The organism is Rhodopirellula sp. J20-39, from assembly GCF_057365095.1.
Genome location: NZ_CP195123.1, coordinates 3,083,479 through 3,108,047 on the forward strand (window position 1 = coordinate 3,083,479; position 24,569 = coordinate 3,108,047).

General features: G+C 53.6%; 12 protein-coding genes. 6 read left to right on the forward strand and 6 right to left on the reverse strand.

Translation table 11 applies throughout. From position 1 onward, the window contains the following. The first annotated feature begins 19 nt into the window (after window positions 1-19). Window positions 20-1,288, forward strand: coding sequence for an alginate lyase family protein (locus tag ACR3ZL_RS11360; protein WP_473653043.1), 1,269 nt, complete (start codon window positions 20-22; stop codon window positions 1,286-1,288). A 141-nt stretch (window positions 1,289-1,429) separates the two neighbouring features. On the opposite strand, the gene ACR3ZL_RS11365 is transcribed toward ACR3ZL_RS11360, so the two are convergent. The 4 genes from ACR3ZL_RS11365 to ACR3ZL_RS11380 form a co-directional block, all read right to left on the reverse strand. Next, window positions 1,430-2,971, reverse strand: coding sequence for a sulfatase family protein (locus ACR3ZL_RS11365; RefSeq protein ID WP_473653042.1), 1,542 nt, complete (start codon window positions 2,969-2,971; stop codon window positions 1,430-1,432). A gap of 253 nt (window positions 2,972-3,224) precedes the next feature. Further along, window positions 3,225-4,703 (reverse strand): sulfatase, encoded by a 1,479-nt coding sequence (locus ACR3ZL_RS11370; protein WP_473653041.1) that lies wholly within the window; start codon window positions 4,701-4,703, stop codon window positions 3,225-3,227. A 313-nt stretch (window positions 4,704-5,016) separates the two neighbouring features. Beyond that, the gene (locus tag ACR3ZL_RS11375; protein ID WP_473653040.1) at window positions 5,017-6,795 is read right to left on the reverse strand and encodes an alpha-L-fucosidase; all 1,779 of its coding nucleotides are present in this window, start codon (window positions 6,793-6,795) and stop codon (window positions 5,017-5,019) included. A gap of 42 nt (window positions 6,796-6,837) precedes the next feature. Then, the gene (locus ACR3ZL_RS11380) at window positions 6,838-10,140 is read right to left on the reverse strand and encodes an FAD-dependent oxidoreductase (RefSeq protein WP_486173465.1); all 3,303 of its coding nucleotides are present in this window, start codon (window positions 10,138-10,140) and stop codon (window positions 6,838-6,840) included. 1,133 nt (window positions 10,141-11,273) lie between these two features. On the opposite strand from ACR3ZL_RS11380, the gene ACR3ZL_RS11385 reads away from it, so the two are divergent. Both ACR3ZL_RS11385 and ACR3ZL_RS11390 read left to right on the forward strand, forming a co-directional pair. Then, the gene (locus tag ACR3ZL_RS11385) at window positions 11,274-11,942 is read left to right on the forward strand and encodes a 3-keto-disaccharide hydrolase (RefSeq protein WP_473653037.1); all 669 of its coding nucleotides are present in this window, start codon (window positions 11,274-11,276) and stop codon (window positions 11,940-11,942) included. 277 nt (window positions 11,943-12,219) lie between these two features. Continuing rightward, window positions 12,220-13,698, forward strand: a complete 1,479-nt coding sequence (locus ACR3ZL_RS11390; protein ID WP_473653036.1) for a Gfo/Idh/MocA family protein — start codon at window positions 12,220-12,222, stop codon at window positions 13,696-13,698. Window positions 13,699-13,851: 153 nt separating this feature from the next. On the opposite strand, the gene ACR3ZL_RS11395 is transcribed toward ACR3ZL_RS11390, so the two are convergent. Beyond that, window positions 13,852-16,176 carry a sulfatase-like hydrolase/transferase gene (locus ACR3ZL_RS11395; RefSeq protein ID WP_473653035.1) on the reverse strand — a complete coding sequence of 775 codons (2,325 nt, stop codon included), beginning with the start codon at window positions 16,174-16,176 and terminating at the stop codon, window positions 13,852-13,854. A 117-nt stretch (window positions 16,177-16,293) separates the two neighbouring features. Then, window positions 16,294-19,245 carry a right-handed parallel beta-helix repeat-containing protein gene (locus tag ACR3ZL_RS11400; RefSeq protein ID WP_473653034.1) on the reverse strand — a complete coding sequence of 984 codons (2,952 nt, stop codon included), beginning with the start codon at window positions 19,243-19,245 and terminating at the stop codon, window positions 16,294-16,296. A 603-nt stretch (window positions 19,246-19,848) separates the two neighbouring features. On the opposite strand from ACR3ZL_RS11400, the gene ACR3ZL_RS11405 reads away from it, so the two are divergent. Genes ACR3ZL_RS11405 through ACR3ZL_RS11415 form a run of 3 tightly spaced genes read left to right on the forward strand, consistent with a single transcriptional unit; the run spans window position 19,849 to window position 24,542 of the window. Then, the gene (locus ACR3ZL_RS11405; protein ID WP_473653033.1) at window positions 19,849-21,642 is read left to right on the forward strand and encodes an alpha-L-fucosidase; all 1,794 of its coding nucleotides are present in this window, start codon (window positions 19,849-19,851) and stop codon (window positions 21,640-21,642) included. 27 nt (window positions 21,643-21,669) lie between these two features. Then, window positions 21,670-23,865: a sensor histidine kinase gene (locus ACR3ZL_RS11410; RefSeq protein ID WP_473653032.1), complete on the forward strand. Its 2,196-nt coding sequence runs from the start codon at window positions 21,670-21,672 to the stop codon at window positions 23,863-23,865. Further along, entirely contained in the window at window positions 23,862-24,542 is a 681-nt protein-coding gene (locus tag ACR3ZL_RS11415) for a response regulator (RefSeq protein WP_473653031.1), read from the forward strand. Before ACR3ZL_RS11410 ends, ACR3ZL_RS11415 begins: the two co-directional genes overlap by 4 nt. Window positions 24,543-24,569 lie beyond the last annotated feature (27 nt).

The window sequence follows — 24,569 nt, forward strand, 5'->3', positions numbered from 1 at the left end:
TCTTTGAGGGATGTCCCATATGAGTATTTGTCAAAGCCGTTTGGTCGGCATTGTTGCGATCGCCATCGTCAGCTTTTCGTCATTATATAGTACGGCAAACGCCGAGACGGATCGCGTGTCCAACGCAGTCGCATCGAAGGCATCGACGCAACGCTCGGGTGCTAAACACGTATTTACTCACCCCGGCATCTCGCATTCTCAAGCGGATATTGAACGGGTGAAAAAGAACGTTGCCGAACGAGCGGAACCCTGGTTCACCGCGTGGCAACAATTGTCGGATTCGTCCTATTGCAGTTTAAGCTGGGAGCCGGAGCCATTGGCGAACGTCGAACGGGGCGCAAGCAATCGGCCAGATATCGGTTCAACAGACTATTCGCAAGACGCGAAGGCAGCATACACGCATGCACTCGCATGGACGCTAACCGATGACGAGGCGCATGCGGAGAAGGCTGCGGAGATCATCGACGCTTGGTCGACCACATTGCGTTCGATCGAGAACCATGATGCCAAGCTGTTGATCGGAATGACCGGGCATCTTTTCTGTAACGCGGCGGAGTTACTAAAGCACACTTGGGATGGATGGCCCCAAGCGAACCAAGAGCGATTCCGAACAATGGTGTACGACATTTGGTTTCCCGTCATCCAAGACTATTACCCATCAGCGAACGGCAATTGGGATGCGTCGATGTTGCAAACCATGATTGCCATGGGAGTGCATTTCGAGGATCAAGAGATGTTTGATTCCGCGATAACGTATTTTCGTCGCGGCAAAGGGAACGGAGCGATCGGTAATTATTTCAACGAGTTTGGCGAGTGCCAAGAAACAGGCCGTGACCAAGCTCACACTCAAATGGGCTTGGAATTTTTAGCCAACACGTGCGAAACAGCGTGGCATCAAGGTATTGATCTTTACGGTGAGCTAGACAACCGGTTGTTGAAAGGATTTGAATACACGGCGAAGTACAATCTGGGTCATGACGTTCCCTATGAACCTTATCGTAGTTTCGAAGGGCGTTACCACTACAAACGCATCTCGGACGATTCGCGTGGCCGGTTGCGTCCGATGTACGAAACCGTCTATCGACATTACGTCGTCCGCCAGAAGCTCGAAGCTCCTTTTACCCATCAAGCTTTGCTCAAGGTGCGTGCACAAGAACTGGATCTTGATGACAATGTCCGCAAACGCGAAGGCAGCGATGGAGACGGGCGTGATCGGCGAGGAAGTAGCAAACGACGTCGAGGTGGTGGTGCGTCACTAGCCTGGAACACATTGATGTATGCCAACTAAGCTGCATCGTTCTTGTTGGTTGCGATCACTTGCTGTGGTCGCCGTTCGCCAGCTGCAACGCAACGTGACATCGTCAGTGTTCCAGGCGATCTTGGCATCTGGACCATAGGACGACGTCACGTTGATATACCCACAAGGGCGTTACTTGCGATTCTTCCAAACCTTGATTGGGTCGACATCGTTTTTAGATTCAACGCCTTGAGTACTTCGCCCGTTGGTGATGTCAGCTTCAAGTAACGCCAGTAGGCGGTTTGCGACCTCGGGTTGCTGAGTGTAAAGGTTGTTCTGCTCGCCTGGGTCTGCTTCCATGTCGTAAAGCTGAGCTTCAGGAGCGTTGGGAGGAACGCGGTTCTCATTGGGGGATGACCAACCACCGGATCCACGGCAAAGCAACAATTTCCATTTGCCTTGACGGTAAGCAAAGTAGCCGCCGATGGAATGATGAACCAAGCCGGCCCGAGTTGATTGAATTTTCTCGCCGTGGAGGGCGGGCAAGAAACTAACACTGTCTTCACCCGCGCCGTCGGGAATGGCTGAATCAACCAAGTCTGCACATGTGGCCATCAAATCAATTTGGCAAATTGTTTGATCCGATTTCGAACCCGGCGTGACGTGTCCTTTCCAGCGAACGAAGAAAGGTATGCGGTGGCCGCCGTCCCATAGGTCCGCTTTGGATCCACGGAATTGAGCACTGGGGAAGTGACCTCGAGGCTGCAGGTTCTTGATGCCGGCGGCCTTCGAGCAACCGTTGTCGCTGGTGACGATGATGATCGTATTTTCAGCGATGCCGGCTTGGTCAATCGCTTCGACGATCTGCCCCACAACGGCATCCGTTTGCATCACGAAATCGCCATACTTACCGAGTTCGCTTTTTCCCTGCCACTCTTTCGATGGCAGGATGGGTGTGTGTGGTGACGTTAAGGGAACGTATGCGAAAAAAGGTTTTGAACCATCGTGTCGTTGAATGTATTGAACCGTTTTTTCGCCAATCGTTGGTAGGACATCAACGGCTTCGAAGTCGGGTTCGGCAGGGCCTTTGCGGTTAAATGCTTTCGTTGCTGTTGCCCGGCCATCGAAGTGATCGTTTTCGATGTAGATGTACGGCGGCATATCCAAAGATGCGGAGATGCCATAGAAGTAATCAAAGCCTCGATCGACCGGCCCGTTATCGATACGAGCATCCCAGTCAATGTTTTGCGGGTTGTGCCCCTTCAGTGGTGTGTCGTCGGTGAACGGGATGTCTAGGCCAAGGTGCCACTTTCCGATCACCGCGGTCGTGTAGCCGTGTTGCTTTAGGAAGCCGGCGACGGTCAAACGATCTTTCGCAATCAATGGTGCATCAAAACCATACAGCACGCTTTTTTGCAGATGGGTTCGCCAGTTGTATCGGCCCGTTAGCACGCTGTAGCGTGTCGGAGTGCAAACCGATGAACTGCTATGCGCGTCGCTAAACGTCATCCCCTGTTCCGCGAGTTGGTCCATGTGCGGTGTGGGGACTTTACCGCGATCGGGGTTCAAACATTGGACATCACCGTAGCCAAGATCGTCAGCGAGGATGAAGACGATGTTTGGTTTGGACGGGTTGTTTTCAGCCGCAGTTGCCTTTGCATGTAAGGGGATAGCGAACAGGCATAGGGCTACAGAGATTCCTTTGATAAGGCGGCTCACTTCTAAGTTCAACATGAAGTTACTTCAATTGCGGTTGGGACAAGATGGTGTCAGTTCTTGAAAATTGGGTCGTTGCTTAAGAGTTCGCATTTTAACAGGATTCGAATTGGGCGAGTCCAGACGAGGCTCCCATTGATTTGGAAGTCTTGTCGCTACCTCTTCAGTCGCACCATTCGTATCGATTCCGCCGCGTAGTTTCCTTGTTGATCGTAGGGTTGAACGGTTGTGATCATCGCTTAAAGGAAATGCGGTTGTTGATCGGTGCGGTTTAGCGTGGATCTTCGGCTTCGGACGGAAGTTCGATTTTCATCAGTTCCGCTACGATCGCCGCATTGGCCAGATCGTTTGCGATGTTGTGGTTCTCTTGCGGATCGACCTGATGGTCGTACAGTTCCAGAGCGTCGATTTTCGAATGGTCATAGCGATTAACCCAGCGAGTAAAACGATAACGATCGGTACGCACTGAGTATCCCATCAAGCGTTGGCCTTTGACGGTGCGGGGATATTGCGACCAAGCCGTGTCTTTCCATTGTAGGTCTGGTTCGTCCAATAGCGGTCGCAAGCTGGCACCTTCCACATGGTCGGGCGATTTCAAGCCTGCGAGTTCGGCGATAGTCGGATAGATATCAATAAATTCAACCAACGCGTTGCTGGTTTGGCCGGCGGCTTCGATACCGGGGGCACAAATGATCAATGGTGCGCGGGCATCGTCTTCAAAGTTGCTGTGCTTGCACCAGCGGTCATGTTCGCCGAGCTTCCAACCGTGATCGCCCCACAGAACGACAATGGTGTTGTCGGTTAGGCCAAGGCGTTCGACTTCGTCAACGACTCGCCCGAGTTGAGCGTCCATATAGCTGATCGCGGCATAGTAACCATGCTTCAGTTTGCGAGCGTAGTCGTTGGGAAGATGGTCGACTTCAGGGACATCGCGGTAATTCCACATTTCGTTGCGGTCGACCAATGCGTAGTCCGGTGCGTCGGTAGGCAGGAAACGGTTTGTTGCCATGGGGATCAATTCCCCATCGTACTTGTCCCAGTAGGCGCGGGGCACATTGAATGGCAGGTGTGGTTTGTGGAAGCCAACAGCCAAGAAGAACGGATCCTTCGCGGTGCTAAGTTCCTGCAAGGCCGCGATAGCTTCGTCAGCTAATTCCCCTTCACCGCCGCCATTGGGTGGATCGTCGGTGATGCGGAACGCTGGGCCGCGTTTGCTCTTCGTTAGCGTGGGGCGTTGAGCGACCAGCGTTGTTGCGATGGCACAGTGGATCGCCGCGTTTTCTTGATCCTTCGCTTTGGAAGACCACGACGGCGGATCGATCAGCGACCCGTGGTAGATCTTTCCCAAGCCACGGCTGGTGTAGCCGTTCTGCTTAAAGAGTTGGGGAAGGGTAATGACGTCGGGGACAGCTTTGCGAAAGTGAGTGGACAGATCCCAGACCTTCGTGCTGTCAGGGCGTAACCCGGTCATCACGCTAGATCGCGATGGCGAGCAGACCGCTTGCTGACAGTATGCTCGATTGAACACAACACCTCGTTCAGCTAAGCGGTCAATGTTCGGGCTTTGAATGATATCGTTCCCGTAGCATCCCAGATCCGGACGAAGGTCATCGGATACCAGGAACAAGACGTTTGGCTTCGAAGGGCCGTCATCGGCTTGAGAAGGAAGAGGATTTACGACGCATAGGACCAGCAAGCTGGTTGCGAATGCAAGTCGACAGCTAGACCACATGCATGTGGGGGAAATCATCGGGCGGCCTTGGGGAATATTTTGTTTCGAAGCGATGTGAGAAACGACCGATAGTCAGTCCTGAGGTAGCGGACAAGCGACCTAGGAGCCAGAGCGTGGCGCCTGTCTGCACCGGAGCATTAACTTAACTGGAGCATCAAGTACAACAGTGTATGCAGTTCGGTGGGCGGACTGCGCGACTATTTTGATGAAGTCGTGAGCGGTCGGATCAGGCGTGTTGATGTTGCACGCATCATATGAAACGTCCGTTCATTTGTTTGCGAAACAGATGAACGGACGCGTAACGATTCTCAAGTCGAACAACCTTGAACGATTACTTTTCAAGCCGCCGAAGTTCGATCTGACGCAAATTGATTGGATTCCAAGCATCCGCGACCGGCTTAACTCGTAAGGTGTGGTCGCCCGGTTCGCTGATTTGAAGGCGGCCGAGCGTTTTCTCTTGATATTTGCCGTAGCCGCCGGTTGATTTGACTTCGGCAGTAACCGCATTGTCGCCTACGTTAACGACAAAGTTGGTCTGCGGAGCATCAACTGAAAGCACTGCACGTACCTCAAATTCACCAGCTTCGTCGGTATGGAACGCCCACTCAACCGATGCCTCGTTATCCAACCAATAACCAACGTGTGGGATCTCGTCGTGGAAGCGAATGTCCGCGTCTTGGCTACCTTCGTTATTGTTGATGTAAGCCTTGTCGGCGGTCAGGACCAGGCTTCCCTTCCGGTTGAACGTCGGCAGACTGACTTCAACATCCAAGGTTCCATCAACAGTTAACTTCACCACGCTCGCGTATTCGTTAGTGGCTTCGCCTGGTAGCGAAACAACGATACCGGCGTCGGTGGATTCGGTTTGCAGCGTCTCGCCACCGTCCAGCATTGACGCTGATTGAACGTTGTTCTTTACGCCGGGGACAAGCAGCTTGCCGTCCGCTGGCCAGTCATAAACGTGCAAGTACAACGTCGTTTCGCCGTTGGCTTCCTTGCGAGTGCAGCGTCCCCAATCCAATGTTTCCAGTGGGCTGGCCACGGTGCCGTAAATGGATTCGCCGTTGACTTCCATCCACTGGCCGACTTGCTTGAGGCGTTCGATGGCGGGCGGCAACAGTGTGCCTTCGCCGGTGGGGCTGACATTCAGTAGATAGTTGCCACCCATGCTGGCGATCTCAATCAGATTGCGAATTAAAGTTTTGGTTGACTTGAAATCGTTGTCGCCAATCTTGTATCCCCAACTGCCACTGATCGGCATGCAGACTTCCCAGTCCTTCCCCACGGGAGCTTGGGAAGGAATGTGACGCTCGAAAGTCTTGTAGTCGCCGATGTAGCCTTCGCCCAAACGATCGTTCGTGATAACGTTCTTTTGAATGCCGGTCAGTGAGTGCAGAGCGTCGAAAGATTCCTTGCTCATCTTACGAGGCGTGTCCCACCAGAAGATTCCGATTGGGCCGTAGTCGGTTAGCAATTGCTTGACTTCTGGAACCGCTTTGTTCATCACGTATTCGTCGCTGCTGACTCGCTCGATTGTTTTGTCCCAACCGTTTCCGAAGCCACCGGGGTGATGCCAGTCTTGAGCTTGGGAGTAATAGAAGCCGAAGCGGATATCTTGCTTTTGGCACGCATCGGCGAGTTCTTTCATGATGTCGCGGCCGTAGGGAGTCGCGTCGACCACGTTGTAGTCATTGCACTTGGACCCAAACATGGCGAAGCCATCGTGGTGTTTGGCCGTGATGACGATGTACTTCATGCCGGCTTGTTTTGCGCGAGCCACAAACTCATCCGCGTCAAACTTGGTCGGGTTGAACTGGTCAGCGTACTTCGCGTATTCGGCGATGGGAATCTTGCCCCGAGCCATCATCCATTCGGCACTGTTAGGCAGTTTTTGGCCTTTGTACAAACCGCCGGTTGTTGAGTAGATGCCCCAGTGAACGAACATCCCGAACTTACCTTCTCGCCACCACTCCATGCGAGCGTCACGCTGAGCAGCGGTTTCGGTTGCATGCGGGGCCGCTGGGTTGGCGGTCTTTTCTTCGCCCGTTGTCACGCTCGGTGCGAGTAACAGACTGCTCGCTAGGATTAGCGATAGTTTTTTCAACTTCATGGGAACTCTCAAGGATAGAGATTGGGGCATCAGTTTGTATTGTTAGCGAGGAATGACAACGCCGTCGCTCTTTTCGAGCGATTGAAGATCAACGCTTGCTGATGGCGAGTCGTCTTGGGAATGAAATGAAATTCTTAAGGTGTCTGGGGTACCGGAATGATCTGCATCGACGAATTGAAAATCCCAAACATCCGTGTCGACACCAGGCGAAAATTTGAGTCCGTCGTTCGTGAGTGTTCCATCCCACGACATCACGTCCCATTGGCCCGCTTGGGCAACGCCGCTGAAGTGAACGTCGATCATCGATCCGCTATGGAAATGAACGTTGCCGCCGTCGGCTGATTCTGCGGCACCAACGATTTCGATCGGGCTGATGCCGTGGTTGTCGATCGTGACGGTAAGGGTGCTGCCGGAATATTGGTTCCAGAATCCATCATGATCGCTTCGTGAGCCAATCGTGATGGCAGTGCACTGGGAACCGACGACGCTCACCACTCCGGTGCTATCCGTTTTGCCGACCGTGACGCCTGAACGCGTTTGTATGGAACCCCCGGCGATGGTCAAGACGCCACCGCCTTCTGGCACACTTTCGCCCACTGCGATGCTTCCGGTTTCGCTATTGATCAAACGGGTGATCGCGAGTTGGCCGCCGGTGAGATGGTACGTTCCACGAGAGCCATAGCCGACGCCGATTTGAAGTGCGTTCAGTTGAACGTTCCCGCCGCTTTGGATGATTTGTCCAACGCCACCGTCGATGCCGATGCGTGTGTGGCGAGTGGGGATCGCGGTAGCGCGAAGTTTGCCACCGGTGACCTCGAGAGTACCAACACGCCCAGACTCAGAGCCAATGTACAGCGAGATGACGTTAGCGGATTCGCCTTCTTTGAAGATGACTTTGTCACGATCCGCTTGATCGATGAATACCTTTGATGCGTGATCGGGAATCGCTTGGGAAGTCCAGTTCTTTTCGCTGTGCCAGTTATTATCGCCGGCGAAATTGGTCCACTTCGCTGAAGATGGAACTGGCGAGGAAGCTTGTTTGCTGGACTTCTTGACGGGAAGCTTCAAGACTTGCCCCGACGCGATCGCGACTTGGTGAAACGCCTTGTACGGCACGTCCTGAATGGGGGAATCTTGTTCGATCGCGAGTGACGCGGCGATGGCCGCAGATTGTCCGAGAACCATAAAGACGGGTTCCATCCGAATGGAACCAAACGCGATATGCGATGCCGATACGCAAACGGGGACGGCCAAGTTGTCGCACTGTGCTTTTTTCGGGACTACGCTTCTATAAGAGATCGGATAGGGCTTCAGGCCGTGTTGTTGAACGTCGCCCTCGTTGCGGGCGGCACCGTTTTGAACGATTCGTTGGCAATTGTGAGAATCCATTCCGTACGCGGCCATGCCAACGGAATCTTGGGCAACTTGTTTGCCACGGCAATTCGCTTCCGTCATCACATAGGCAGCGATCATCCGCCGGGCTTCGCGAACGTAGAGTTGTGCTGGCCAGCCGTTCGTGTTCTGGAATTCGTCTTTGCAGGGACCGAAGGCTAAAAACTCTTTTCGCAACTCTTCGGGAACACGATCACTGGTCGACATGAAATACCAAAAACCACGAATGTAGTCCTCGTGCTCTTGCCAGATCTGGTCGCGGGTAGCGTAGTCGCCATCCGGGTATTCGTAGTTGCCGCCGATTAGGTCCGTTGAGATGCCTTGCGAGTTGTTGATGTCGGTCTTTCGATTGGGCATCCAAACCGGGTTGCAAAATTGTTTGATATGCGGTGTCGCGCCAGCCTGAACAATCTTTTCGACACGGCGAGCAGCCAGTTCATATCGAGCGGGATCGTAATTCGCTGGCGGAATCAGCGGCATGCGATTGGATGGAACATCGGTAAAACAAAGTCGGAAGTTGTAGGCCTGGACGCGGTGATCACCGTCCCCAGGTTTTCCGCCGTCGCCATCCTGGATCAAAGGGATCAATCCGCTTTTTGCGTCACCGGGGATCACGTAAGGATCAACGCCGCCGTAAATTTGGTTCTTTGGCGTGCGGTCTCGGATGCCATTGAGGGTCTCGTTGTATTTCGCATTGGCTTCTCGACCGACGTGGTAGTCGACGCCCGCCTTAGCCATCAGGTCGCCTTCGTAGGTCGCGTCGATATACATCTTGCCGAGGTAAACGTTGCCATTCTCGGTCTTGATGGACGTGATATGGTTGTCGTCTTTGGCAACACTGGCGAGACGATGTTCGGTTTGAACTTCAACGCCAACTTCGGACATCATGTTTTTGAAAATCTTCATCGCCACATGGGGTTCGAACGTCCACATCGTCGCATTGGCTCGCATTACTTCGTCGAGCGTTGTCCGCTTGGAACGAAGCTGGAAGAACTCGTCTCGGGTTTCGTGGACCCAGGACGCATCATTGGCGTAATGCTTGGCAACCCGCGAATAGAACTCTCGGCTGAGCCCACCGATTACGTTCTTATTGCCAATGTCTGTCGCGCCGAGACCACCCGTTGTCAGCCCGCCGATGTGCGAGCTAGGTTCGAGTAAAACAACCGAGCGATTCATTCGAGCGGCCTGAACTGCCGCGATGATGCCAGCACTGGACGCACCGTAAACGACGATGTCGCAATGATGATTGCGTTCATTGACCGAAACCTGCGGACGATCGATACTCAGTAGCGGACGGACGGTCTTCGCCACGTGCTTCGCTATCAACGCGTTACCCGTTTCACTCGGATGGACGCCGTCTTTCGAAAGCCACTCCGGGTCTTCCACTAAGAGTTGATTGAGATCGACAAAGGGGAGATCTTCGTCGCTGGCGATTCGAACGACCGCCTCGCGATAGTCGGCGAGCAGTTGGGGCAGGCCGCCGACTTGTTCGAAGACAGACTTGTCGTGACGTTGGAAATAGATCTCCTGGGTGATTGGAGGCGGACTGCATATCACCGTCTTGGCACCAACACGCTTGCACTGTGAAATCATGTCACGAAGGTTCGCTTCATACTTCGCCACCGGAACGTGCACGTTCGGGGCGTCAACCCGCATGTCGTTGGTTCCAAATAGAATCACCACGACTTTGGGCTGTCGAGCGATCACGTCTTTGGAAATTCGTCGAAGTCCTTTCGCGGTCGTGTTTCCACCGACGCCAGCGTTGACCGATCGTACGCCAAGGGCGGATCCTAAGATCGCCGGATAACCACGGTTGGTGATGCTGTCACCGAAACAAACCACATCGCACGACAAATCGTTTGTGGATTCGGATCTGGCGTAGCCGGGGGTGCCGACAAAAGTCGCGAAGATGGTCGTGATTGCAAACAGTCGGCAAGGAAGGCGGGTAACCAACTGGAGGTCCTGTTGAGGTGGGGAAGGCGTGGTGGGAGGGCAGTGCTGGGGGATTAGCAGTGCCGTGGAACTAAGTGGCTTTCGTCCGTGGCTAGGCTATCTCGGCGGAGGCGGATTCGGCGGCAACAATCGCTAGGCCTCTTTTTCGCGATCCGCTGCTCTCGCGATCCGCTGTGTGAGCAGTGGAGGTTGAGCATAACGTCGAGAACGGACTCACTCATTTTGGATGAGTACGGTGAAAGTTTCATGAACAAACCGCGAAATCGGTTTTTGGGATTGGTCGTCACTGTTGTTCTTGTAAGCAATTTCGCGGGAAAGTGGCCTGTAACAATGAACGGGACGGCCGAAATCTAAACCAATGCAGTCCGAAATATCTCCAGAATACCCGTTGGCAAGACGACGGACGCATGTCTGGGTTTCTGGCGATGTAGGTGCTAGCGATGTAGCGAACTCGCCAAAATCGGCTTTTTTTGCGATCTAGCTGTTATGTTTTGGGACATTGGTGCCATTACATAAGTGCGATCGCTGTCGGCGTCGGTGTGTTGGAAACCTCTCGTAAGGAGCCCTGCTTCCTTTGGGGGTTTGGCTTCCCCGATATGCTTGGCACTGGTTCCGAGTTGCGGTGGATGGCCAGTGGGTCGTTTCCGTGTGGCCGCTCGGCCAATCTCATATACTGGCCATCTTATCGATTGGCTAGTCGCCAATTGACTGGATGCGGTTGATGGTGTGAGGTGCGTGGGATCGGTGAGCCGTGAACGCACCACCGGGCGAATGCCCCGCTGCGTTTAAGACGTTCCCGCTCTCGCTCCTACCAATATTTTGCACTCCACAATCCAGCAGTCGAAACCCAGCAGTCGAAACTGAGGTAACCGGAAACCTTTGTCGTCTTTCAATTGCCACATCCATGTGTTAACAGACTTCGTGCGTTGTTGCATGTCACAGCCATGGATGTAGGTAGAAAGCTGAAATCACGAAGGTTCATGATTTAAAGTTTCATGGCTTGCTTGCGATCGACAAAACATCCGTGCCGACCGCTTTGACGTTTTCGAACGAATTAATATTCCCCACGCCTAGTTGTGCTTCGCCAATTGACTTGCCCTATTGCTAATACCCCGTTGCAAACGAGAAACAATATGAAACGACGCTTTCCCCACGCCTTCTTTTCCAGCCTTTTCGTCCTGAGCTTTGCGGCGGTGCTATCGGTGTCACCCGTTCAGGCGGACGACGCAGTTGACGCGAATGAAGCCGATGCGGGTGAACAGTGGGAGTCGTTGTTTGATGGAGAGTCGCTAGACGGTTGGGAGAAAGTTGGCAAGAAAGACAGTTTGTGGGAAGTCGTTGACGGCAACCTGGTTGGATCGGGAACCCAATCCATGTTGGTTTATACGCAAGACACCTATAAGAATTTTCGCTACCGCATCGAAGCCAAGATTAACGATGGGGGAAATTCAGGAATGTATTTCCGCACGACTCGCAAACCTTCCTTTCGTGAAGGTTACGAAGCCCAAATCGATAGCACTCACAAAGATCCTATCCGCACCGGATCGTTGTATGGTTTCTGCCATGTGTATCAGCAACACGTCAAACCTGACAGTTGGTTCACCTATGAGGTCGAAGTCAAGGACGGGGTCTGGCGTGACCGCGAAATGACGCAAATCAAGATCACCGTTGATGGCAACGAGCTTTATGAATACATGGACTTCGCCAAGACGTGGCCCGCTGGATACTTTGGATTTCAACAACACGACCCAGGCAGCAAAGTGCACATCCGCAAGGTGGAAGTGCTGCCCCTCGCTGATTGAGCGAGTTGCACTGTGTCGTTGCAGTTGGGCCGCTGCAGTTGATTCGTATGAACCCATCGATCAGTTTAGATGTAACCTAATGCATCCTTTCAATTTGGCTTTGAGATTGACCGAAGCGGGCGAACAACCGTGTCCCTGGGCGTAACTTAAGTTAAATGAATTTGATGTCTTGTCCCCACCCTCAATTTGAAGGTTGTCGAATCGCAAGAAATCGTTGATCGATCTCCTGTCCCGACACCGTTCATCCTCACTTTTTGACCCTTCGAGATATATCGTCATGAATCAAGAAAACGCTTCACCTAGTCGCCGTGGCTTCCTGAAGAGTTCCGCGACAACAGCGGTAACCGCTTCGGTCGTGGGGCTATCGGCCCAGCGTGCACAAGCCGCTGCCGGATCCAATGAGCGGATGCGAATCGGATTCATCGGCCCCGGCGGCCGTGGATTTGGTGCCCACGTGAAATCACTTTGCGAACTGCATGCTGCGGGTCGAGCCATCGATTTGGTTGGTGTTGCCGAGGTTTACACCAACCAACGTGATCGAGTAGCCGACCACATCAAGAAGCACACCGGAACGGATCCGGGGCGTTATGTCGACTACAACGAGATGATCGAAAAAGAAAATCTCGACGCCGTTTGCATCGGTACGCCTGACCACTGGCACCACAAGCAAACCGTGGATTCGCTGAAAGCGGGTTTGAACGTTTATTGCGAAAAGCCGATGACCAAAACGGTCGAGGAAGCCTTCAGTGTTGAAAAGCACTGGAAGGACAGCGGCAAGGTGATGCAGGTCGGTGTGCAGTCGACTAGCTTGCCGGTATGGGATGAAGTTCGATCGCTATTGAACGACGGCAAACTTGGCAAGGTGCTCGGGTTCCAAACGGAATACTTCCGCAACAGCGATTCGGGGCAGTGGAGATATTACAAACTCGAAAAATCGATGTCGCCAACATCGATCGACTGGAAGCGTTGGTTGGGAACCGAGGAAGGCTTGGCACCGGACATGCCGTTCGATCGCGAAGTTTACAAGCAGTGGCGTCGGTTCTGGCCGTTCGGAAGTGGCATGTTCACTGACCTTTTCGTGCACCGAACGACGTCCATGTTGAAGGCAACCGGCTTGCGTTTGCCTGGTCGAGTGACCGGGGCAGGCGGGATCTTCCTGGAGTACGATGGCCGGGACGTGCCGGACGTCGCCACCGTGGTCGCTGACTTCAACGAAGGTGTTCAAGGTTTGGTGACCGCGACGATGTGTAACGAAGAGTCACGAATCAATCAATTGATTCGTGGTCACTTCGGTACCTTCACTTTCGGCAACGGCGAATCGTTCGACGGCTTTGATTTCATTCCTGAGCGTGGTCCTGTTACCCACGTTCGGCAAGAGGCCGAGCGAATCACAACCAAGCCGGTCAAGAACACCACCTTGGCTCACTTTGCGAACTGGTTGGACGCTTGCGAAGCCGGCGACCCATCGCTTTGCAATAACACGCCTGATTTAGGTGCAGCGGCAATGGCGGTTGTGAACCTCGGTGCCCAAAGTTACCGCAAGGGCAAGGTTTACTTCGTCGACGGTGAAAACCGTGAAATCTCGACGGAAGATCCAGGCTGGGCAAAACAGTGGGAAGACATGTCCGAGGCTGGCGCCGCGGCGAAACATATCCCAGGTTGGACCGCTGGCAACTACGGAAGCGAGTTGATTGCTCCTGAACACATGAAGTACGCCGGCCCTTGGGTCGATGGTAAAGATCCTTCGGAAGGCTAAACCGCTACCGAATTGATCGAAACGATTAACAATCTCAATGACGCGACCAAGCAATTGGCTCGCGTCATTTTTTATGCATTGTGTTCGCATCCAAGGTTGTCATTCGTAGCCAGTTCGGTCGAATCGTTGGGTGCGACGGCAGGCACAGTGTGACTAGGAACGTGGAGGCACGCTGCGTCCCGCTTCGACCGATTCGTGAAGTTGAACACGAAGTTGATCAGCCAACTCTGGATATTCCAGCACAACGTTGGTTGTCTCGCCTGGGTCAGCTTCGAGGTCGTACAGCTGGCCGTTGGCGTCAGTCACATTTTTGGGCAATTCGTATTCCTTCAACATCGGATGCGAATAGTTGTTGCCGCCTGAGCCTTCGTGATCGAGTAGCTTCCATTTACCTTGTCGAATGGCCAGTTTTTCTTTCCCGTAAAATCCTTGTTGCAGAACGTATGGCCGAATGGATTTTTCTAGATCTTCGTCAACCATTGCCGGCAACATGCTGAAACTGTCTTCGGCAGCATCGTTAGGCAGTGATACGTCCACGATTTCAGCGACCGTCGCCATCACGTCCGTCAACGATGTGAGTTGAGTCGACGTGGTGTTGGCGGGAACTTGGCCAGGCCAGCGGACGATGAAGGGAACTCGGTGTCCACCTTCCCAGTTGTCGCGTTTGACGCCCCGCCATGGGTGTGCGCCATCGTGGTCGTGGTCGCGACGCATGTGATAGATCGTGGGGACTTCGGGGCCGTTGTCACTGGAGAACATTACGACGGTGTCGTCCGCCAGATTCAGTTCTTCGAGCGTCTTCATCAGTTCACCGACGACGTAGTCCAGTTCAAAGATGAAATCGCCGTGCGGACCAGAATCGGTCTTGCCCTTGAATGCTTTGCCCGGGAACGACGGCAGGTGAACCGCTTGAGTGGAGTGCAGCAGGAAGAATGGCTGGTCGGGAGACTTAGCGACATGTTCTTTTAAGAACTGTTGGCTCTTTTCCAAAAACTTCATGTCGACTTCTTCCAAGTCGAAGTCGGGAGCGACCATCCCGACTCGGTTATCGTTGGCGTAAGGATGCTTAGGCAGTTTTGACTTGTCTAGCTTTCCTGTCGGTGGAACAGGAATGCGTCTTCCATCGATGTAGGCGTACAGCCAATCCGTCGTTGGGCAACAAGCGGTGCCGTAGAACTGATCAAATCCGCAGTCCAGCGGCCCGCCAACAATGTCACGAGAGTAATCAATGCGCTCGACGCCGTCGGGGCCACCGTGATGGATGGGATCGCCGGCTTGATCGTAAAATGTCAGTCCAATGTGCCACTTGCCGAAGCACGCAGTGGAGTAGCCGGCGTCACGCAGCATCTTGGGCATCGTCAGGCGATTCGGGGCGATCAGCGAAGGGCCGCCGGCGCCGCTGAAGACCCGCCCGCCGTTGGGAACGCGAAACGCCATTTGCCCGGTTAGCAAGCTGTATCGCGTTGGGGTGCAGACCGTGCAAGGGCTGTGAGCGTCAGTGAATCGCATGCCTTGTTCAGCGAGACGATCCAGGTTCGGAGTTGGGATCCGTGATGTAGGGTTGTAACAACCGATGTCGCCATAGCCCAAGTCGTCGGCCAGGATAAACAGCACGTTGGGGCGACCGTTGCTGTTTTTCAGGTTGGTCGAAATTGGTGTCGTGGCGGGTTGAGCCGGCTGTCCAGGTTGATTGAATTCAGTGACCGCGGCCGCGAAGCGTTTTCCCAGTTCCAGCTGGCTGGCGGCGTCAAAGTGGGTGCCTTTGTCCCAGGTGGTTAGTCCCTCGGAAGAAACGAATCCGGTTCTATCGCCGTTTGTCCCTACGGCGCGAATGGCTGCGCGTACGCTGTCACGGTTACCGTTGTCAAAGACTTCGCCCACGACAACGGGCAAAGCGGCAATATCAAGGTCTTCGCGAACCCGAGCGATCAACTGCTCAAGGCGTTTTTGGTAAGTCTCCGTGCTGGATTTCGAGTCGGATTCGCCTTGATGCCATAGCAGACAACGGATCGTGAAGCTGTCGCCACGCTTCGTGAGTTCGTCGGTAGCTAGCTGGATGGTTTCGATGAAATCGCGGTAGCGTGGGCCTTGGCTTTCGAGGTCACCGTGAACGCCGGGTTTCCAATCGGCACGCAGATTCGTGCCACCTTTGGATCCTTTGATCAACGCCAACTTTTGTTCAGGATTGGCCTGCAGCATCGTCGTGGCAAACCCAAGCTCAGGACCGAAAGTGGGCGAAGGCAGCCCCTGCTTATGCTTAGGAGGAATGCTGAACCCTGGTGCTAAAGGTTGCCAGCCATCACTAGAAATCGGCACGTTGCGATAGTAGATGATCGCATTTTCGATCGGTTCGCGTTGAGCGTCGGTTAGATCGCTGTTCGCGCCCCGGCCGTCCATGTTGGACTGACCTGCGAGCAGATAGACGTCGTAGTTGTGCGCAAAAGTTGCGGAAGGCGGCGTGCAAATACAAGCTAGCACGAGACCGCAAAAAATCCGGCAGCAAAACATCAAGGCGTGTTCCTTTTATCAACGAGAGGCGAAGCAGACGGTCAGCTATTCGTCTGACCAATCATACAGCCACTTCGAAGAAACACACTACTCGACATGTAGTTCTTGGAAAGCCGTGTTCTCCTGACGCGACGAGATCGGACGGACTTGCCAGTAGATCCAGCGGAAGGTGCCGAGTGACTTTTCTGGTCTCGATTGCAACGATGCCGCATGAAAGTTGGCGTCCGATTGAGCTGACATGACGAACGTGCCAAGTGGAGTGAAGTCAGACTGATTGGTTAAGTTCCAACCGGGATTTTTCTTCGCGTTGCTGCCGTAAATGGTTACGTACTGTTTGCCTCGGACGCCGCCTTCGTTTGCCGACCAACTGGTGATGGCGGAAACCGGTTTGGCTTGGTCAAGATCCATCCGGTAGATCCCACGGGTGACCCCGTTTCCGAAGATGGGGCCGAAGCTCATTTCCAATTGGCCGTCAACGAGCGTAGCGGTGGGGGCTTCTTTGGTGGCGGGGTTCGTGGCGATGGAACGGTTCGATTTCGATGGCAGTGTCAAACGAGTGAACTTATTCGTTTCGTCGGCCTTTTCAATCGATACAAAAACTGCGTCACTCGATTCGATTTTGATCGAGGACTGATCGCGGATCAGCGTGATTGCTAGCGGCGAATCGCCAGCAAGGCTGTAGGCTTTCAACAGATCGGAAACCTGTTTAACGGCTTGGCCATTGAGGTTCTGGATGAGATCGCCATTCTTAAGGCCGATCTTGGCTGCATCGGATATAGGTGAAACGTTTGAAAGCTTGACACCGCCGTCTTCGGCACTGACGCCAAAGGCTGAAAATTCTTGGCCGGTCAGTGAGTCGATGTTCGCGCCGAGCCACACGTCGGTGAAATCGACTTGCTTTTTGGCGCTGTCGGCGCGTGGGGGACTGAGCGTTTGTCTTGGTTCGACTTCAGGGATGATTGGCGTTCGCGCAATTTTTTTCAGTCTAGGTTTGCGAACCCCGAATTGGTCCATCGGGAAATTTTTGAAGCCAATCTCGAATGCCGGGGAATCGGCTTCGACGCGAAAGTCACCTTCAGCGGGATTTACAAATTTTGGATCGGCGACGATTGAATTGACATCCCACCCGAATTGAGAGAATCGGTCTTTGATCTCAGGCGTGTTCGCGTAGTACAGATTTCCGTCAACGCGTTTTCCTTTGGCGAGTTCCGTGGGCATCCGTGCGGCGCGAGGGGCGAGCATGAATATATTGCCCCACACTTCGTCGCCGCTGTTGTCGTACCAAACGTGCGGGTGCAACCCGTTGTTAATGGTGATGTTGTTCCAGGCTCGTCGCCGGAACCCTTCGCGTAGTTTCAGGCCGCCGGCAAGACAAAGATTGTTATAGATGTCGTAGTTGGTTGAGCCATCATCGAGATCGATATCCCACCCGTGGTCGCAGCGAAAACGGTTGTCATGAATGACGGTGGTTTCGATGGCGTCCAGAAACGGCAATTCAGGATTTTTGTCGATTGCCGCTTGGCTTGCCGATCGATCACTTCGCCAAAAGCGGTCACGGCCCCAGGAGTTGAATGAGCCGTGGTCATGGGTTTCTTGGACCGTTTCGAACACGTCGCAGCCTTCGATACGATGTCCGCCCCAACATCCGTCACCAATGTTGATGCCCGATCGGGCGCAATCGTAGATCGAGCAATGGCGAACGGTGATGCGGCAGGCCATCTCAATTTGGACGCCTGCCGGTTGTCGTTCGACGCGGCCGATGCCGTGGATTAAGCAATCCTCGACGATGCAGTCGGCCGGGTAGTTGTTGGTTTTTGGGCCGCGTTTCAGGTCGATTTTCGATAGATCGTTCTTTTGACCGTAGGCGAATAGCGGGTCGCGAACGGCATTAGGGTCACCAACAAAGCAAACTCCACTGGCCCCGGCGTCATGGATGTGGCAGCCCTTCACCAACACGCGTCGGTTGTAGTTACTGGCGAAGATTGCGTTGCCACCAACCTGATCGAATTCGCAGTCCAGGATTTGGATGTCCTGCGTTCCGGTTAACAGAAACGCACCGCCGCGATAGATCGTCCAGTCGCTACGCAGCATCGGTTCCTTCGTGTCCATGAACGTGCGAGCGGAGTGGCGAATGGTGAATCCTTTAAGCGTGATGTGCTGAACTGGCTCGCTTTCGGAACCGCGGAATTCAACAAGATGCCCCAGACGGACCACTTCGATCGTTGCGTCGGACAGATCGGTGCCTTCGGCGGGAATGTGATAGAGCAGGTTTTTGTCGGCATCGTGGAACCATTCACCCGGAGCATCAAGTTCCTCGAAGATGTTTTCGACCATTCGGTAATCCTTGTGCATACCCATCGGGCGATTGTTTTGCCAACCGCCTTCGTAGGTCACCTCACCGTCGGGAGCTTTCCCGGTGATGCGGTAGTGGTAACCGCCCCAGCGAGAGCGGTGCATCGCATGGATGTAGCCACCGGTAGGATCAGCCCATCCTTTAGCTCGTTCTTTGGAGAATGCGTCGGCGGCGAAGCCCTGGTACGCGTCGGTCTTTTTGGTCGGATCGTAATTTGGATACCGGGCCATCCGTTGATTGACCCCGTCGACAAACAGTTGATCGATCACTAGGCCAACCGGCGTGGTCGCCATCAAGATCCCGTCGCGATAGGGACGCCAGTTCAGGTCCAATCGCATTCCGCCGCTCAGGATCACGCCACCCTCGGATTCGGCTTGGTAGACGATCGGACGGTCTGCTTGGCCAGAATCCGAAGGCTTGAATACAAGCGTTTCGGGTAGGTAATAGGTGCCGTTGGCGACATGGACTTTGACCGCAGCTTCGCTGGCATTGGCGGCTACGACCTGTTTCGCCCGCTGTAATGTCGCAAACGGCGCCGATTCAGTACCTGGATTCGAATCGTTGCCCGATGGCGATACGTATATGTCGCTCGCATAGGAAGCGGATGAACCAACCAGCAGGAACGAGATCGTTAGGATCAGCCCATGAAAGCGGAGTGTACCGGTCGGCAAGTGGGTTAGCTTCATCGATAGCAATGGGGATCGAGGAGGAAGAAACGCGACAGGGATGACCAACAACTGGCTTCAACGTCTGGCAATTTGGGCTGGCGTACAGCTTTGACGGAAGAGAAAGATGATCAATGCGTGCGGGAAGGTTAATGGCGGGCAGCAGTCCTGTGTTGGAAGAGCCTCGCTGCTCATTTCGAACATCGAACCGCTGTGAAACGATGGCTCAAAATGGGCGAATCTAAACAAAAATCCCGCTTTTATTGAGCTTTTTGAGGCCAAAACAGCTTCCTAGGCGTCGAGCCGAAGTGACTTAGTTGGATGAGCTTATTCACAAAATATCTCAGCCGTGTCATGCAAACGCATGACATACCCAGCAAGATCTCCAGATAGTCTAAGGGTAGTATCAAGCACATTTAGTCCAACTTATGTGTCTTGAAACGCCTGAGCCCTCGTGTCGCCTAAGGTTATTCAACGCCGAAGGCGTCGAGTTCCCAATCGTGCTTTTCCCAATCATGCTTTGGATACGACCGTCTCACTTTTCGTGTGAGGCAATGGTGAGGGCGTGACTGTTCTGCTGAATCCACTTCCGTGTGAAGACAACCCTTTTCGAGAAATTTCAGAATGATGAATGTTCGCAATCGATTCCTTGGGCGGGCAACACGTTGCCTGGTGGCGTTGCTTGTTGCCTGCACCGTTTCGACTTCGTTCGCGCAGGAAATGGATGCGCTGTGGGGAAGTCGCGTTGTCAAAATGCGGGCCGATAATGCAGAACGAGGACAATTGTTCGATGAGGGCAACTACGCGATGTTCATTCACTGGGGCCTTTATTCCCAGTTAGGCAATCGCGTCAATGACAAGACCTACTACGGCATTGGCGAATGGATCATGAACCCTCGCATGGCCAACATTCCGGTGGACCAATACAAAGAATTGGCAGGGACTTTCAATCCGGTCAATTTCGATGCGAAAGAAATCGTCCAATTGGCTAAGGACGCTGGGATGAAGTACATCGTGATCACCAGCAAGCATCACGACGGGTTTGCGATGTATCACTCCAAAGCGTGTGAATTTAACATCGTCGACGCGACGCCTTGGAAGATCGATCCGATGAAGGAGTTGTCGGCGGAATGCCAAGCGGCAGGCCTTGGGTTCGGATTCTATTACTCACACAACCAAGATTGGTCATTCCCTGGTGGTGGCAATGGACCGCGGGTCAACGCGGACGGAACTGCGGCAACCTTTGATGATTACTTCGAAAAGAAATGTCTTCCGCAAATCGAAGAGATCACCAGCGAGTACGGACCAATCGAAATCGTTTGGTTTGACACCCCTGGCAAGATGCCCAAAAGCTACGTCGAAAAGTTGGTTGAAGTGGTTCGAAAGAATCAACCGGGAGCCTTGGTGTCGGGACGTGCCGGTCACGATTTAGGCGACTACCAAACTCTCGGTGACATGGAAGTTCCGTTGAGTAACGTCGAGGGCATGTGGGAGAGTGTCGATACGACCAACGACTCGTGGGCATACGCTTGGTATGACGAATATTGGAAGTCACCACGAGAAATCTTGCGTCGTCTGGTCGCTTGCGTGGGACGTGGTGGAACATACATGTTGAACATTGGGCCACGTGGCGATGGTGCCGTGCCTGCACGAGCCGCCAAATCCTTGCGAGCCGCGGGCGAGTGGATCCGGCGCTATCCTCAGGTTGTGTACGGTACCGATGCGTCGCCGTGGCAGCACTCCCTTCCTTGGGGCGATGTCGTGACCAAGGGTGATCGATTGTTCTTGACGGTAATGGATTGGCCTACAACCGGCGAGCTGTACTTGCCGGGTTTGCAGACAACAGTCGATTCCGTTGAATTGCTTTCAGGTGACCAGCGTACCTCGCTGGAGCACGAAAATCGTAATGGTTGGACGGTCATCAAGGTGCCCGTTAGTGCACCGGAGCAATTGGCATCGGTAATTGAAGTGAATTTGAATGGACAGCCGATTGTGGATCCCACCTTTGGGGTGGATCCGAATTTCGGTGTCGAAATTCATGCTGAGTTCGCATCGGCGGCCAACGCCTCGAAATCACACAAGCGATGGATGGAAAAGTTTGGTGAATGGAAGAGCACCGCGCATGTCCACGATTGGAAAGAAGAGGGGCGTGCGATCTGGGAAGTCGAAGTCCTCGAGCCAGGCGATTACAATGTGAGCCTGACCTATGCAGGTGAAGGGCGATTGGTCTGGGGCGTCTCCGTTCAAGACGGCGAGCACATCCAGAATCAGCAAAATTCATCGCATAACTACCAAGAGTTCCCGATCGGTTGGTTGAACTTCCCTGAACCAGGGCATTACACGTTGAACGTGTCATGTCTGGAGGGCGACTTGGATACGGCAAGCTTGCAGGCCATTCGAATTGAGCCGATTCACTAATTAGTGATATCTGCGATTTCTTAGCCCATGGGCAAACTGTTAAGCTGGCAGCCAAGGCGTAGCTGGCGTGATACGGACGACGCAGTTGCAAATACTGCGTCGTGTGGTCTGACGTGGGGAGGAGACCTGGCCGCTCGCAATGTTTTCTTGTTCGCGGCTGGCGTCTCGATGTTTTACGTTTCTACACCCCGTCATTTGATGCTGAAGTTAAAGCATTCCCCGCTGACGTTGATGCATTTGTCGCTGACGCTGGGGCTTTTGCTACTGGCGATGATGCTTGGGTGCAGTCCAACCCGTGATCCATTACCCGCGATGGAACCGTTGGGCCAAAATCTAGAGCGGCTTTCGCTAAGGGACGTCGAATACCTGCTCGATCTAATCGACGAGCAACGTGGTACGCTGGCGACGTCGAATATGCTTGGTGGGGTCGGCGCGGTTGGCTACCGATCCGAAGCGGCTGAAACGAATGACCGAGAGTTGTTCGTGCAAATCGACCTGGAGGAACAGTCGCCGGTCGACATGGTGATCTTGGTGCCCATCATCTACCGAGACTCGACCAAGGGGTTTATTGCAGATGGCTTTCCAACAGAATTTCGGGTGATTCTAGGAACCGACGATGGTGAAACTGAAATCGCCCGCGTCGATCCATCGCAGCAGGTTTTGCCCCGGGTAGCACCGCTTTTGATCGCGTGTGGCGGAGAGCAGGCTTCTTGGGTGCGAATTGAGGCAACCAAGCTTTCGCCGCGTGCATGGGACGGCAAGTACGTCTTACAGTTTGCGGAGATTATGGTGTTTCGCGATCTGGAAAATATTGCTTTGCAGCGGCCTGTCACTGTTTCGTCATCCGAAATGGAACTCTTCGGCTCGTGGGACGAAAAGTATTTGGTCGATGGTTTCATGCCCTATCTGATGGATGCGCAGGAAGGGCCGCAAAGTCGTGCCTACGTCACTCGGACCGACAATATTGAAAAACCGACTTTGACGATCGACTTGGGAGAGGCGAAACAGGTCAACGCTTTTAACTATCACGCCGTCGACGTCAGCGACAATGTTCCGCAGTCTCACGAAAGTGGGTTTGGAGTTCCGGATCGGTTTGTCGTTGAAGGTGCGTTGCAACCGGACTTCAGCGATGCGGTCGTACTAGCGGATTTTGAGAAAGAGTCGGTCTACGATACGGGCCCAATCATCATGCGTCGTTTTCCCGTCGCGACGTGTCGCTACATCCGGGTCGTCGCTATCGAATCGGGGAGGTATGGCGCACTGGGAAAGAAGTTTTCGGTGCTGGGGATTGCGGAGCTGGAAGTTTTTTCCGATGGCAACAACGTTGCTTATGGAAAAGACGTGAAGTTCAACGGGCCGGCTCCCGCGGTGATTCGTTCACTCGCCGGTGTGACGGATGGGAACAACTTCTACGGTCGAATTCTGCCGATTCGAACTTGGCTGGAGCAGTTAGCGATGCGACACGATTTGGAGGTGGCACGCCCTCGCGTTGCGGATGAACTGCGGATGCGGTACCAGAATCAATCCGAGAAGATTCGCAACTTGGCGTGGCTAGCAGTCCTTTTGGCAATTGCGGCAGTGAGTGTGGTGGTGATTGAACGAATGCTGCGCCAGCGAGCGATCCGGCGTGCTCGAGAACGGCTGGCCGCGGACCTGCATGACGAGCTAGGTGCTAACTTGCATGCGTTGAGTTTGCTTGGCGATTTAGCACAGCGAAACAAAGAGTCGCCTCAAAAGTTATCAGCATTGCTCGAGCGCATGAGAGCGCTATCCAAACGCAGTGGCGAGGCGGCTCGTTATTGTTCGAATATGATCGAGTCGAAGGGATTGTTTGAGGACTTGATTCAGGACATGGAAAAGACGTCATCGAGGATGACGGCGGATTTGGACCACGAATTAACGATTGAAGGGGAAGAGTATTTGGACCGCCTTTCATCGCGAAACCGAATCGATCTGTTTCTGTTTTTTAAAGAGTGCATCGTCAATGTGCTGCGACATTCGGGAGCGACGAAGATGACAACACACTTAGTTGCCGGCGAAAAAGAAGTCAGGCTGGTGGTATGCGATAATGGTCGCGGATTAGGTCGCGGTTTGAGTGACCGCGTGCCCTCATCTTTAAGCCGCCGAGCAAAATTGCTGGGAGCCCGCGTGACAGCGGAAGACCTTCAACCGGAAGGCACGCGTATTTCACTTTCATTGCGACACAAGAGATTCTTTCTATGACGCAGATGCTATCTGGAGACTCGATCCGCATTATGTTGGTGGAGGACAGTCCTGAGTATCGCGATGTCATTCGGTTGGCATTGTTGGACCGTTCCGATATGGAATTGACCAGTTGTTTTGGAACGTCGGAGATCGCTCTCCGGACGTTAAAAGAAAAGACTGGTGAGGTGATGCCGGATTTGATCCTGTTGGATCTTCGGCTTCCCGGACGCAGCGGGTTGGAATCTTTGGAAGATTTCATTAAGTACGCCGATGGAGCCGGGATTATTGTCCTGACCCAAAGTGATGAGCCGCGGGATGTGTTGCAGGCGATATCGTCGGGTGCGTCTGGCTATCTATTGAAGTCGGCAACATTGGACGAGATCACCGATGGCATTTTGGCTGTCCATGCCGGCGGCGCAACACTTGATGCGGGAGTGGCGAAATTCATTATTGATACGCTGCATAGCAAGCTGGCTAAGACCGAGCAGCAAAAGCTGCTGACCGAACGTGAGCTGGATATCATCAAGCTGCAGGCTGAAGGATTGGTCAAGAAAGAGATCGCTAGTCGGTTGAGTATCGGGTACTCAACCGTCGACACGCACGTTGCGCATATCTACGAGAAGCTTGGCGTGAGTAACGCACCGGCGGCGATTCACCGTGCCCACAGCCTCGGGTTGTTGCCGCCCGAGTTGTAACAGCGACCGGCCAGGCTTTCCGTGTTT

Bases quoted from the DNA above. Each gene is read 5' to 3' on its own strand.
- ACR3ZL_RS11360 (WP_473653043.1), top strand. From the start codon at position 20: ATGAGTATTTGTCAAAGCCGTTTGGTCGGCATTGTTGCGATCGCCATC.
- ACR3ZL_RS11365 (WP_473653042.1), bottom strand. From the start codon at position 2,971: ATGTTGAACTTAGAAGTGAGCCGCCTTATCAAAGGAATCTCTGTAGCC.
- ACR3ZL_RS11370 (WP_473653041.1), bottom strand. From the start codon at position 4,703: ATGATTTCCCCCACATGCATGTGGTCTAGCTGTCGACTTGCATTCGCA.
- ACR3ZL_RS11375 (WP_473653040.1), bottom strand. From the start codon at position 6,795: ATGAAGTTGAAAAAACTATCGCTAATCCTAGCGAGCAGTCTGTTACTC.
- ACR3ZL_RS11385 (WP_473653037.1), top strand. From the start codon at position 11,274: ATGAAACGACGCTTTCCCCACGCCTTCTTTTCCAGCCTTTTCGTCCTG.
- ACR3ZL_RS11390 (WP_473653036.1), top strand. From the start codon at position 12,220: ATGAATCAAGAAAACGCTTCACCTAGTCGCCGTGGCTTCCTGAAGAGT.
- ACR3ZL_RS11400 (WP_473653034.1), bottom strand. From the start codon at position 19,245: ATGAAGCTAACCCACTTGCCGACCGGTACACTCCGCTTTCATGGGCTG.
- ACR3ZL_RS11405 (WP_473653033.1), top strand. From the start codon at position 19,849: ATGATGAATGTTCGCAATCGATTCCTTGGGCGGGCAACACGTTGCCTG.
- ACR3ZL_RS11410 (WP_473653032.1), top strand. From the start codon at position 21,670: ATGGGCAAACTGTTAAGCTGGCAGCCAAGGCGTAGCTGGCGTGATACG.
- ACR3ZL_RS11415 (WP_473653031.1), top strand. From the start codon at position 23,862: ATGACGCAGATGCTATCTGGAGACTCGATCCGCATTATGTTGGTGGAG.